This is a genomic window from Kocuria sp. KRD140 (assembly GCF_017168375.1).
GTDB classification, from domain to species: domain Bacteria; phylum Actinomycetota; class Actinomycetes; order Actinomycetales; family Micrococcaceae; genus Kocuria; species Kocuria marina.
This window is the reverse complement of record NZ_JABFAW010000007.1, coordinates 199,811-211,685: the sequence shown is the minus strand read 5'-3', so window position 1 is coordinate 211,685 and position 11,875 is coordinate 199,811. Positions and strand designations below refer to the sequence as shown.

General features: G+C 69.4%; 10 protein-coding genes and 1 tRNA gene. 7 read left to right on the top strand and 4 right to left on the bottom strand.

Annotated elements, in window-relative coordinates:
- Positions 1 to 187: 187 nt before the first annotated feature.
- From J1M36_RS07355 to J1M36_RS07340, 4 genes are all read left to right on the top strand, one after another.
- Positions 188 to 1,459: a geranylgeranyl reductase family protein gene (locus tag J1M36_RS07355; RefSeq protein WP_206478977.1), complete on the top strand. Its 1,272-nt coding sequence runs from the start codon at positions 188 to 190 to the stop codon at positions 1,457 to 1,459.
- A gap of 109 nt (positions 1,460 to 1,568) precedes the next feature.
- Positions 1,569 to 2,531, top strand: a complete 963-nt coding sequence (locus J1M36_RS07350) for a polyprenyl synthetase family protein (protein ID WP_085108442.1) — start codon at positions 1,569 to 1,571, stop codon at positions 2,529 to 2,531.
- 95 nt (positions 2,532 to 2,626) lie between these two features.
- Positions 2,627 to 4,408: a sodium-dependent transporter gene (locus J1M36_RS07345; RefSeq protein ID WP_241246959.1), complete on the top strand. Its 1,782-nt coding sequence runs from the start codon at positions 2,627 to 2,629 to the stop codon at positions 4,406 to 4,408.
- Complete coding sequence (locus J1M36_RS07340) at positions 4,405 to 4,623, top strand: methionine/alanine import family NSS transporter small subunit (protein WP_085108378.1); 219 nt, start codon at positions 4,405 to 4,407, stop codon at positions 4,621 to 4,623. The genes J1M36_RS07345 and J1M36_RS07340 overlap by 4 nt, the downstream gene beginning before the upstream one ends.
- Positions 4,624 to 4,745: 122 nt before the next feature.
- Here the strand turns inward: J1M36_RS07340 and rarD are convergent, their stop codons facing one another.
- Together rarD and J1M36_RS07330 are read right to left on the bottom strand one after the other, a co-directional pair.
- Complete coding sequence (gene rarD / locus J1M36_RS07335) at positions 4,746 to 5,684, bottom strand: EamA family transporter RarD (protein ID WP_064846696.1); 939 nt, start codon at positions 5,682 to 5,684, stop codon at positions 4,746 to 4,748.
- 41 nt (positions 5,685 to 5,725) lie between these two features.
- On the bottom strand, positions 5,726 to 7,159 hold the full coding sequence (locus tag J1M36_RS07330) for a DUF6882 domain-containing protein (protein WP_206478976.1): 1,434 nt from the start codon (positions 7,157 to 7,159) through the stop codon (positions 5,726 to 5,728).
- 267 nt (positions 7,160 to 7,426) lie between these two features.
- Here J1M36_RS07330 and J1M36_RS07325 point away from each other — a divergent pair, with 267 nt between their 5' ends.
- Complete coding sequence (locus J1M36_RS07325) at positions 7,427 to 8,791, top strand: SseB family protein (protein WP_206478975.1); 1,365 nt, start codon at positions 7,427 to 7,429, stop codon at positions 8,789 to 8,791.
- Between the two features lie 126 nt (positions 8,792 to 8,917).
- Here J1M36_RS07325 and J1M36_RS07320 read toward each other — a convergent pair whose 3' ends face one another.
- Positions 8,918 to 9,394, bottom strand: coding sequence for a Fur family transcriptional regulator (locus J1M36_RS07320; RefSeq protein WP_064846699.1), 477 nt, complete (start codon positions 9,392 to 9,394; stop codon positions 8,918 to 8,920).
- A 242-nt stretch (positions 9,395 to 9,636) separates the two neighbouring features.
- Here J1M36_RS07320 and htpX point away from each other — a divergent pair, with 242 nt between their 5' ends.
- Positions 9,637 to 10,536: a zinc metalloprotease HtpX gene (gene htpX / locus J1M36_RS07315; protein ID WP_035960103.1), complete on the top strand. Its 900-nt coding sequence runs from the start codon at positions 9,637 to 9,639 to the stop codon at positions 10,534 to 10,536.
- Between the two features lie 232 nt (positions 10,537 to 10,768).
- Here the strand turns inward: htpX and J1M36_RS07310 are convergent, their stop codons facing one another.
- Positions 10,769 to 11,260: a YajQ family cyclic di-GMP-binding protein gene (locus tag J1M36_RS07310; protein ID WP_206478974.1), complete on the bottom strand. Its 492-nt coding sequence runs from the start codon at positions 11,258 to 11,260 to the stop codon at positions 10,769 to 10,771.
- 267 nt (positions 11,261 to 11,527) lie between these two features.
- Here J1M36_RS07310 and J1M36_RS07305 point away from each other — a divergent pair.
- Positions 11,528 to 11,609: transfer RNA gene (locus J1M36_RS07305), tRNA-Tyr, on the top strand.
- Positions 11,610 to 11,875 lie beyond the last annotated feature (266 nt).

The following is an 11,875-nucleotide window of genomic DNA, read 5'->3' as shown; positions in this document are numbered from 1 at the left end:
TGGGCGCGGCGGTGTCGGTCGGGTGGGACCGGGACCGGCCCGGCTTCCTGCCGAGTCCGCGGGCGGAGCGACGACGGCGGGGACAGCGGCGTCGGCGGGCGATGACACAATGGGCGGGTGGTCCGTCCAGCACGCGGGCGCGCCGACATCACAAGGAAGAACACAGGAAGCGGAGGGCCGCGGCGCAGTGAAGGTCTTGATCAGCGGGGGAGGCCCCGCCGGTGCCACGGCGGCGTACTGGTTGGCGAGCCAGGGGATCGCGGTGACCGTGCTCGAGAAGAGCGGCTACCCGCGGGAGAAGGTGTGCGGGGACGGGCTCACGCCGCGGGCCGTGCGCCAGATGCAGCTCATGGGCTTGCCGCACGGCGCCGCGGAGGGTTATAAGGCCAACAAGGGACTGCGACTCGTGGCGTCCGGGCGCACCGTGGAGGTCCCGTGGCCCGAACTGACCGATTTCCCGTCCTACGGACTCGTGCGCACGCGCGCGGGTTTCGACGAGGACCTCGTGCGGCACGCCCGGCGTGCCGGTGCGCACGTGGTCGAGCACCGCACGGTGCGGGACGTGCTGCGTGATGACACCGGGCGGATCGTGGGCGTGCAGGCAGCCGTGATGGACCCGGCGACCGGGCGACGCACCTCCGAGACGGAGGAGCACCGCGCGGACCTCGTGCTCGCCGCGGACGGCAACTCAACCCGCACCGCCGTGGCCGCGGGTCTGCACCGGCGCACGGATCGGCCCCTGGGCGTGGCCGTGCGCACGTACTACCGTTCCCCGCGCTCGGAGCTCGACTGGATGGAGGGGTGGCTCGAACTCGCGGACGGCACGGACCCCGAGCGCTCCCTGCTGCCCGGCTACGGCTGGGTCTTCGGTGTGGGGGACGGCACCGCGAACGTGGGCCTGGGCATCCTGGACACCTCGCCCGCGTTCGGCAAGCTCGACTACCGCGCGGTGCTGCGTGACTGGGCCGCGTCCATGCCCGCCGAGTGGACCTTCGACCCGGAGCACCAGGTGGGCCGGGTGGGTTCGGCCGCGCTGCCCATGGCCGGCAACCGCACCCCGCACTACGTTCCCGGGCTCATGCTGGTCGGGGACTCCGCGGGGCTCGTGTCCCCGTTCAACGGGGAGGGGATCTCCAACGCCATGGAGTCCGCGCTGTTCGCGGCGTCGTGCATCGTGGACGCCGCCGAGGCCAACGGGCCCCAGCAACGGGAGAACGCGCTCGCCCGCTACCCGCAGCTCGTGCGCGCCGAATGGGGGGCCCATTTCACGCAGGGCCGGGCGCTCGCCGAGCTCATCGGCCACCCGGCGATCCTCACCGCGGGCCTACGGGCGGGGATGAGCGTCCCGGCCATGATGCGCTTCGCGGTGCGGGTCATGACGGAACTGTCGGACCGGCCCGCCCGGACTGTGACCGATCGCGCGATCGCGGTGCTGGACGCACTGACCCCCGCGAGCTGAATTGTCGATAGAGTGGTGGATCGTGACTGACCCCAGCCGCCCGAATGACTCCCTGCGCTTGCCCGAAGGGTTCGAGCTCATCGCCCAGGACTCCCACCTGGGCCCGCTCATGCTGCGCAGCCTCGATCGGATCGAGCAGCGGCTGGCAGAGTCCGTGCACTCCGCGGACCGGATCGCGGACGTCACGGCCCGGCACCTGCTCGACGCCGGCGGTAAACGGGTGCGACCCCTCCTCACGCTGCTCGCGGCGGAAGTGGCCGGTGAGGTCACGGACGAGGTCATCGAGGCCGCCGCGGTCGTGGAACTGACCCACCTGGCCTCCCTCTACCACGACGACGTCATGGACTCCGCCCCCATGCGCCGGGGCGTGCAGACCGCGCACACGGTGTGGGGCAACACCGTGGCCATCCTCACCGGGGACATGATCTTCGCACGTGCCTCCGCCATGGTCTCCGCCCTGGGCCAGGAACCCCTCATGATCCAGGCGACCACGTTCGAGCGCCTGGTGATCGGGCAGCTGCAGGAGACCACCGGTCCCGCCCCGGACGAGGATCCCGTGGCCCACTACATCAAGGTGCTCTCCGGTAAGACCGGTTCGTTGATCGCCGCGAGCGGTCAGTACGGCGCCCTGCTGGGCGGGGGGCCCCGCTCCGTGGTGGATCTCATGGTCGTCTACGGCGAGAAGGTGGGACTCGCGTTCCAGCTCGCGGACGACATCATCGACCTCACCGGCCACCCGGACGTCTCCGGCAAGATACGCGGTACGGATCTGCGCGAGGGCGTGGACACCCTCCCGGTCCTGCTGTTGCGCCGCGACGCCGCCGGCTCCGACCCGGCCGCCGCGGCCTCCGCGCGCGAGCTGCTCGAGCTCGTGGACGGGGACCTGTCCGACGACGCCGCCCTGGCCCGCGCCGTCGAGGCCGTGTCCGAGCACCCCGCGGCTGCGGAGGCGTGGCAGATTGCCAACGACTGGGCGGACGAGGCCATCGCGGCCCTCGAACCGCTCGACGATTCCGTGGCCAAAGCGGCACTGATCGAATTCGCGCACGGCGTGGTGCATCGCAGGGGCTGAGTTCTCAGTAAGCTTGGCGCATCCGTAATCCACTTGCGCGCCACGAGGGCTTCCGCGTGCGCGCCGATGGGATTCGTCCCGCGTGAGGTTCATCCATGTCCACAGACACGACACGTGGTCGCGCCGCGAAGGAAGCATTTTCCGGGCGCACCATGTTCATCTTCGCCGCCATCGGCTCCGCCGTGGGGCTCGGCAACATCTGGCGGTTCCCGTACGTCGCGTTCGACAACGGCGGCGGCGCCTTCATCATCCCCTACCTGGTGGCCCTGCTGACCGCCGGTATCCCGCTGCTCATGCTCGACTACGCGGTGGGTCACCGCTACCGCGGGTCCGCCCCGCTGTCCTTCCGACGGCTGCACCCCAAACTCGAGACCATCGGGTGGTGGCAGCTGGCCATCTGCGTGGTGATCGCCGTGTACTACGCCCTGATCATCGGATGGGCCATGCAGTACACCGTGTTCTCGTTCAGCAAGGCGTGGGGGGACGACCCCGCGACCTTCTTCATGAGCGACTACATGCGGGTCTCGGACGAGGTCACGATCGGCTTCGACTTCATCTGGCCGGTGTTCATCGCCACGGCCATCGCGTGGCTCGTGCTGCTGATCGTGCTGATGATGGGCGTGCAGAACGGGATCGGGAAGATCAACGTGGTGTTGATCCCGCTGCTCGTGGTCATGTTCTTGATCATGGTGGGCATGGCCCTGACGCTGCCGGGTGCCGCCGCGGGTCTGGATGCCCTGTTCACCCCGTCCTGGTCCGCACTGGGTGATTCCTCCGTGTGGGTCGCGGCCTACGGGCAGATCTTCTTCTCCCTCTCGGTGGGTTTCGGCATCATGGTCACCTACGCGTCCTACCTCAAGCCCCGCTCGGACCTCTCCGGCTCCGCACTCGTGGTCGGTTTCGCGAACTCGTCCTTCGAGATCCTCGCCGGTATCGGCGTGTTCGCAGCACTCGGCTTCATGGCCTCGGCCTCCGGGACGGAAGTCGCCGACGTCGCGACGTCCGGGATCGGTCTCGCGTTCATCGCCTTCCCGGCCATCATCTCCCAGGCCCCGTTCGGCACGCTGATCGGTGTGCTGTTCTTCGGTGCCCTGTCGTTCGCCGGGTTCACGTCCCTGATCTCCATCGTGGAGGTCATCGTGGCCGGTTTCCGCGACAAGCTCGGGCTCTCGCGCCCCGCGGCCGTGGCCCTCGTGGTCATCCCGCTCGCCGCGATCTCCCTGCTGTTCTTCCCCACGACCACGGGGCTGAACCTGTTGGACGTCGTGGACGCGTTCGTAAACAACTTCGGCATCGTGGCCGCGGCCCTGGTGTCCGTGCTGTTGCTCACCGCGGGCTTCTCGGCGTTGCCCACGCTGCGTGACCACATCAACTCGGTCTCGTCCTTCAAGCTCGGGCGCACGTGGATGATCATGGTGGGCGGTGTGACCCCGGTGATCCTGGGCTACATCCTCATCGACCAGCTCACCGAGACCGTGTCCCAGGGCTACAACGACATGCCGCAGTGGTTCGTGAACACGTTCGGGTGGGGGATGGCCGTGGCCCTGATCGTCTTTGCCTACCTGCTGTCCCGACTGCCCTGGTCCCGGCGCACCGCGGAGGCCCTCACGAGCCCCGCCCCCGCCATCCAGGACGCCTACGTGGACCGCGGCACCCTCGCGCGCCACAAGCCCCTGTCCCACTACCAGGACACCGCGACCCGCACCCCCGCACTGGGCCAGGACTTCTCCCTGCGCGCCATCGAGGAAGGGACCGTGGTGCAGCGTCAGGCCCCGTGGGCGCACGCCGGATCGGGTCACACCGACCCTGTCGGCGACGCCGCGGGCCGGTCGTCCGCCCAGGTCCAGCCCCGCCGCTCGGAAGGAGAACTCTCATGAGCACCATGTCCGTCGTCATGATGATCGTGGCCATGGTCACCGTGTGGGGTGGGCTGTTGCTCGCCCTGATCAACATCAAGCGCTCGCCCGAGGAGGTCGACGAGCTCGACACCCCGTCGGAGGGCTCCCATGAGGACGCCGCGCACCGCGCGGCCACCGACGGTGACCCGGGATCCCGGGTGAACGCCGGCGCGGCTCCCGAGTCGCGGATCTGATTCACACGGTCCCATGAGACAAGGCCACCCCTGGTCAGGGGTGGCCTTTTCTCGTTCCGGGCCCCGGGTGCGCGTAGCGGCGGGGGATCGGGTGCTGTCAGTGGCGGTGAGACCTGGTGCGCTCAGCGGCGGGGGAGACGGGGCGCGCGAGGGGCGCGGACGGCGTCGAGCACGAGCAGCACCACGGCGAGCCACACGAGGCCGAAACCGACCCAGCGCTCCGGGGGCATCTCCTCGTGGAAGACCAGGACGGCCAGGATGAACTGGCCGATCGGTGCGATGTACTGCAGCATGCCCACGGTGCTCAGGGGCAGCCGGGCGGCGGCGGCGCCGAACAGCAGGAGCGGAACAGCGGTGATCACGCCGGAGGACAGCAGCAACAGGAAATGCCCGGTGCCCCCGGAGGTCAGGGTGATCTGTCCCTGGGCGCCCAGCAGCGCGACCGCCACGAGCGCGAGCGGCGTGATCATGGCGGTCTCCCCGGTGAGGGTGATCAGCGCGGGATAGCGCGAGCCCACGCGGGACTTGACCAGGCCGTAGAAGCCGAACGTGAAGGCGAGGCCCAGTGAGAGCCACGGCACCGCGCCGTAGAACACGGCCATGATCACCACGGCCAGCGCACCCACGGCGATCGCGGTCCACTGCAGGGGGCGCAGCTTTTCGTGCAGCACCAGGACACCCAGCAGGATGGCCACGAGCGGGTTGATGAAGTACCCCAGGGACGCCTCGAGGGTGTGCCCCGTGGTCGTGGCGACCGTGTACAGCAACCAGTTCCCGGCGATCAGCACACCGGCCACCGTGAGCGCGAGCACCGCCGAGCCGTCCCGGAACAACCGGATGAACCGGCCCACGGAGTGGGTCACGGCCAGCATCAGCAGACAGACCACCAGGGAGAAGACAATGCGCAGGGCCACGATCTCGTACGCCGTGGCCGGGGCCAGGACCACGAAGTACAGGGGCAGCAACCCCCAGATCCCGTACGCGGCGAACCCGTAGCCGAAACCGGCCCGGGCCCTCTTCTGCTGGTGAGGGCCCGGGCCGGAAGTCGCGTTGTCAGTCACCGTCCGATCCTATCCCCGGTGACCGCCGCGTCGGTTCGCGATCAGAGGTCGAAGAAACGGCTCAGGAAACCGCGCTTCTTCTTGCCCTTCTTCTCCGCCTGCTCGTTGGTCTCGACCTCCTGGCCGTCCACCACGGCGGGGGCGGAGATGTCGTCCTCAGCAGCGCCGGGGCCGGCGACGGTCTCGCGGGCGACCACCGTCTCCCGCTCGGCCCGCTCGCGGGCCACGGTGTCCTCGGAGACGTCCCGCAGGACTGGCTGCTCCGTCGCGGGTTCGCTCGGTTCCGGCGCAGTGGGTTCGCGCGTGTCCCGCGCCGCGTCCTCGTCCTGCATCCCCGGCTGGGCCGCGGCGAACTCGGGGTCCGGGATCCGGGACATGGCCGTGGTGTTGGGGTGCGGGGAGGCCTGTGGGCCGGCGGTGGCCGCGTCCCCGGAGGGACCGGGCAGCACCGTGGTCTCCACGCGACCCGGCTCGGCGGGTCCGGAGGTGGGTTCCTGGTCGAACGGGCGGTCCGGGTCCCGCACCTCGCTCGCGGGGACGGCCACGTCCCCCTCGGGCTGCTCGGGCTCGGGCGCCTCGATCTCCTCGCGGGACAGCTCGCTGGGCAGCGGCTCCTCCCGCTCGGACGCGGACGACGCCGTTGCGGCGGCTTCTTCACGCTCGCGCCGCTTGCGTTCGGCGGACTCCACGCGCTGCTGCTCACCGAGCTGCTCGGCCTGGGCCACCGCGGCACGGCGGTCCTCGAGCAGGGCCTCGCGGTGAGTCTGCGCCTGGTGTTCGAGCTCGCGCAGTTCTTCCTCGCCCACGGAGGGCTCAGCGGGTTCCACGCCCGTGATCTGGTGGTCGTCGAACCAGAAGCGCTGAGCGCCGTCGTGCACGGTGACCACACAGGTGGCGTCCGTGTCCCACTCCACGTGGGCGCCGCGCAGCTTGGCGTAGCTCGCTACGGCAAGGTTGTGGTCCACGGCGGTGTCCGTGGTCAGGGACTCCCCGATGACCTGCATCATGCGCTGCTCCGTGAGTCGGGGCAGCTCGAACTCGGGGCCGTCCAGCAGCAACCACGCCGTGATGTTGCCACCGGCGCGCGCGGGGTAGTGGGCGTAGAGACCCGTGACGGCCTTGGCGGCCAGGGTCAGCCGGCGGGCCAGACCGTCCTCGAGGGGCAGCTCGTCCGTGGTCAGCTCGGAGACCTCGTGACGCTCACCGGCATGCTTGGCCTGCACGGCGGCGGAGACCACGCGCGGGTTGAAGTGCCCGAGCTCCTGCCACGACCACACGAAGGACCCGCGGGACGCCGATTCGGTGCCCAGCAGGTAGGGGGTCAGGGTGACGGGAGGCGTGGTTTGCAGGGTGAACGACGGCGCGGAAAAGTCCACGTCCCACTCCGCGCCCTGGGACAGTTCCGCCAGCACTGCCTGGTATTCGGTGGAAAGGAAGATCGACGCGTCGATCAACTCCTGCAAAGTTTTCGTCATGGGTCCAGGCTAACAACTGGCGCGGACGCCAGCGCGCGCCGGACGGTACGTCGGTGCCTGTGGGGCCCCTGTATCCGCCCGCGGCACGTACCCGACGACGACGCCGCGGCCGCACCGAGCGACGTCGTACCCCGCGGCCGTGTTGGGGCCTCGCACGCGAGCGGTTCGTTAGGCTGGGGGCGTGCGGCGCCCGGCAGCGACCGGGGGAGATCGCGCGATCTTACAGCGAGCGGACCCGTGGCTCACGGGTCGAAGGGACACCACACCATGACCTCTGAGCCTCGGCCCGAATCGACGACCCCCGCACCCGGTGAGCGTGAACTCGTGGCACGGGTGGGCGAATGGGTGATGTCCGTCCTGCGCACGGAACCGGGCTGGGACACCATGCTCGTGGAGTTCAAGCCCCAGGGCGGGCGGGTCCATCTGCGGGTGGTCGAGAACAGGGACGGCTCCGTGATCCCCGGGGCCGCAGGGCCCATCAAGCAGGACAGCCCGGTGCTGGAGACGATCGCGCAACTGCAGCGCAGCTGCGCGGTGCCCGGGCGGGGGAGCTGGTTCACCGCGTCCGTGAGCATCGCCGCGAGCGGGTGGCCCGAGCCCACGCTGCACACGAGCGCGTCCTACAATTTCCGGGAGCTGCCCCGCCCCTACGCGGACGAGGGCGCCTACACGGGCCGGGACGTGCTGGCTCAGCTGACTGAGTTCCCGCGTACCCAGGAGCGCACGCCGTTGTGGGCCCTGGAACTGGCCGATGAGGCCGGGGTCGAGCTGCCGTTCGCACCGACCTCCGAGGACGACTCCCACGGGGACGTGCACCCCCGGTTGCGCGCGGCGGCCGAGGCGTTCACTCGCGAACCCGGGGAGCGGACCCTGGCCGGGGCCCTGCGCGAGGCGTTGGCCGGGACCGTGCTGCTGGACATCTCCGGATCGGACCTGGTCCCGGGGGAGGACGGTCAGCCCGTGGGGCCGCAGTCCCACATCCGGGTCCAGACGGTCGCCCAGCCCGACGGCGGTCGCGCACTGGCCGTGTATACGACCGCCGAGCAGGCCCGCGAGATGTTCACCCGCAGCAACAAGAACCCGGATCTAGCCGAACCCGTCCTGTTGCGCCAGCGCGCGAGCGCGATGATCGAGATGGTCGTGCAGGACACCCAGTACGACGAGATCGTGGTGGACCCGGCGTCCGAACACGCCCTGCGGATCCCCCGCCAGCAGATCGAGTGGGTGGGCCGCTCACCCCACAACGAGGCACTCAAGCAAGCGCTGCTGGACAATGCCATGGCGGACGTCCTGGGGGCCCTGCTCAACCCGAACGGCCACCTCATGCTCGGCACCCGGGACGAGGGGGAGAACGCGATCCCGGTCATGGTCCAACCCTCCGAGGAGGGCGCCGCACCGGACACCCTGCTGGTCTTCACGTCCGCGGCGGAGGTGGCCGCCCTCGACCCGGCGCTCACGGTGCGCTCGGCCCCGTCCCGGAAGATCCTGGAGTTCGCGCTCGAATCGGGTGCGGCGGCCATCTGCCTCAATGCCATGGCCCCCGTGGCCACCCTGCCCACGGCGCAGCTGCGGGAGATGCTGGAGCTCGTCACGCAGCGCGAACAGGGCGGTACCTCGCAGCCTCGCGACTGAGAGGTCGGTGGGTCGGAATTGCGGCGCATCTCGTCCGCAGTTTCCACACCCGCGGGGCGTGTCCGGGGGTGCGCCAGGGCTGTATGTCAGGGGCCGCGCGTCAGGGGGCCGGTGTCAGAGCGTGGCTCAGCGGGCCTCGGTCGCGCTCGCCGCGAGCTCTTCCTGGCAGCGGGGGCACACACCCCGGTAGACGACCTCTGCGGCTAGCAGCTCGAAGCCGTGGTCCTGGGACGGCGTGAGGCACGGGGCATGGCCCACGGCGCACGGCACGTCCTGGACCACTCCGCAGCGCACGCAGTACGCATGGTGGTGGTTGTCCCCGGTGCGGATCTCGTAGCGAGCGGGGGATCCGGGCGGCTCGAACTTGGACACCATCCCGATCGCCGCGAGGTCCGCGAGGACCACGTAGACGGACTGGACGGACATGTTGGGCAGCACGGAGCGGACCTGCTGCACGGTGTCCTCGGCGGTGGCGTGCGGAACCGCGGACACGGCGTCCAACACGGCAAGACGTTGTCTGGTGACCCTGCGCCCGTGCGAGCGCAGATGCGAGGTCCACGCATCCCGCGACGGGTGCGGTGCAGCCTGAACGGTGGTCTCCATGGGGTCCATTCTATTCTTATTCTGAGCCACTCACAATAGTTGCACTCACGGCGCTCCCGCGCTGTCAACGGCTGCGAGGTGTCGCTCGGACTGGGAGGGTGGGAGATCATCTGCCTCGACGGGCTGCCCCCGCTGCCCACATTTCCCCCACTGCCCGCGCCGCCGTTGCCGCCGTCCGCATTGGTACCGTCGGTATCCCTCAACATTTTCTTGCCCCGCTAGACCCCACAGGAGAACACTGAATGCACCGTCATTACAACGGACTGAAGACCGTGCTGCTGTTGGGCGGTATGTGGGTGGTGTTGCTGGCGATCGGCTGGATCATCGCCGGGGCCACGCGCAGCTCGTTCTTCATCATCCTGTTCGCGGTGATCGGGCTGATCGGTACCGCATACAGCTACTGGAACTCGGACAAGCTCGCCATCCGGTCCATGCGAGCGGTGCCCGTGAGCCCGCAACAGGCACCGGCCATGTACCGGATCGTGGAGGAGCTCTCCCGCCGGGCGGAGCAGCCCATGCCGCGGCTGTACATCGCGCCCACCATGAGCCCCAATGCGTTCGCCACCGGACGCAACCCGGACAACGCCGCGGTGTGTTGCACCGAGGGGATCCTGCAGATGCTCGACGAACGCGAGCTGCGCGCGGTGCTCGGCCACGAACTCATGCACGTGTACAACAGGGACATCCTGACCTCGTCCGTGGCGGCCGCGGTGGCGGGACTCATCACGTCCGCCGCGCAGGTGCTGCAGTTCGCGGCCATCTTCGGCGGCGGGCGCGGTGACGACAACCGCGGTGGCAACATGCTCGTGGGGTTGCTCATGGCGTTCCTCGCACCCGTCGCGGCCACCGTGATCCAGCTCGCCATCTCCCGCACGCGCGAGTACGACGCCGACGAGGACGGCGCCAAGCTCACCGGCGACCCCCTTGCGCTCGCCTCGGCACTGCGCAAGATCGAGGGCGGCGCGTCCCAGCGGCCCATGAACCCGGAGGACCAGAAGGTGGTCAACACGTCCCACCTGATGATCGCCAACCCGTTCCGCGGCGGTGCGGTCTCCGGCCTGTTCCGCACCCACCCCTCCACTGACGACCGCGTGCAGCGGCTGCAGAACATGGCGCGCAACGGCGGGTTCTACGGCCGCTGACGCGGCGTTCGGGGTTCGATGTCGCGGTGGGCGTCGCGTGCGACCGGCCCGTCGCGTCGTCCCACGACTGCGGCCCGCGTGTCCGCCGTGGTGCCCGGGGGGGGCGAACCCCGTACGGAAGAAGCCGTGATCCCCGCTCGGGGCTCACGGCTTCCTGGTCTGTGGATGCCGACCGGCGTGTGACGGGCGTGGGGCCGACGCGGTGCTGGCGCAGCGCCGGGGCCGGGTCACGTCAGCGGTAGTTCACGAACTGCAGGTCGACCTCCGCGTCCGATCCCTTGAGTAGCGCGATCACGTCCTGCAGGTCGTCACGGGACTTGGACGAGACGCGCAGTTCATCACCCTGGATGGTGGCCTTGACACCCTTGGGGCCCTCGTCACGGATGAGCTTGGTGATCTTCTTGGCCTGGTCCTGGGCGATGCCCTCCTTGATAGAGCACTCGATGCGGTACTCCTTGCCGGAGGCGTAGGGCTCGCCGTCGTCCAGGGACTTCAGGGAGATCCCGCGCTTGACCAGCTTGGACTGGAAGACGTCCAGGACGGCCTGGGCACGCTCCTCCGAATTAGCCTTGATCAGGATCTTCTCGCCGGAGAAGTCGATATCCGCGCCCACCCCGCGGAAGTCGTAGCGCTGGGCCACTTCCTTCTGGGCCTGGTTCAGGGCGTTGGACACTTCCTGCTTGTCGACCTTGCTGACCACGTCGAATGATGCTTCCGAAGCCACGGTTGTCCTCCTGGGTGTGTTGGGTGCGTGATGTCACCCACCAGCCTAATTGCCCGCGACGAGCGCATTCGTGTCGGAACCGGGCGGATCGGTGGTGATCGGGCTCCCCGCCCAGTTCGCGGTCACCCGCGTGGGGGCACCGATGTCACGCTCCCGGCCGTTCAGGAGTTCTGGGGGCACCCGCGCTGATTTGGGGGACGGGGGGTGTGCTGTGTAATGTTGAGGTGCTCCCGCACGGCGGGGGTGCAATGCGCTCTGTGCGCTCTCGGCAGGTTACCCGAGCGGCCAAAGGGGGCTGACTGTAAATCAGCTGGCACTGCCTACGGGGGTTCGAATCCCTCACCTGCCACCCACGGGGATGAGCGATCATCCCGAAGGGGCTCCCCGGATGACATGATCCGGGGAGCCCCTTCTTTCGTCCCAGGGCCCTGCTGCAGTCGCGACTTCCCTGCCAAGCTCTGCCGCGCCCTACTCCGCGGCTCACCCGCCCTCTGTGCCGACCGCATCGAATTCCTAGTGGAGCACAAGCAGCTGAGGGCGCCCGTTTCTGCTTTAGCTCAGTAGAAGCCGCAGGATGGGGCGTGATGTGTCGGGGCGGAGCCCATGGATGTGGGA

Excerpts from the sequence above, each read along its gene's own strand:
- J1M36_RS07320 (WP_064846699.1), bottom strand. The coding sequence starts at position 9,394 with ATGGAGACCACCGTTCAGGCTGCACCGCACCCGTCGCGGGATGCGTGG.
- J1M36_RS07340 (WP_085108378.1), top strand. The coding sequence starts at position 4,405 with ATGAGCACCATGTCCGTCGTCATGATGATCGTGGCCATGGTCACCGTG.
- J1M36_RS07345 (WP_241246959.1), top strand. The coding sequence starts at position 2,627 with ATGTCCACAGACACGACACGTGGTCGCGCCGCGAAGGAAGCATTTTCC.
- htpX (WP_035960103.1), top strand. The coding sequence starts at position 9,637 with ATGCACCGTCATTACAACGGACTGAAGACCGTGCTGCTGTTGGGCGGT.
- J1M36_RS07325 (WP_206478975.1), top strand. The coding sequence starts at position 7,427 with ATGACCTCTGAGCCTCGGCCCGAATCGACGACCCCCGCACCCGGTGAG.
- J1M36_RS07330 (WP_206478976.1), bottom strand. The coding sequence starts at position 7,159 with ATGACGAAAACTTTGCAGGAGTTGATCGACGCGTCGATCTTCCTTTCC.
- J1M36_RS07350 (WP_085108442.1), top strand. The coding sequence starts at position 1,569 with ATGCTGCGCAGCCTCGATCGGATCGAGCAGCGGCTGGCAGAGTCCGTG.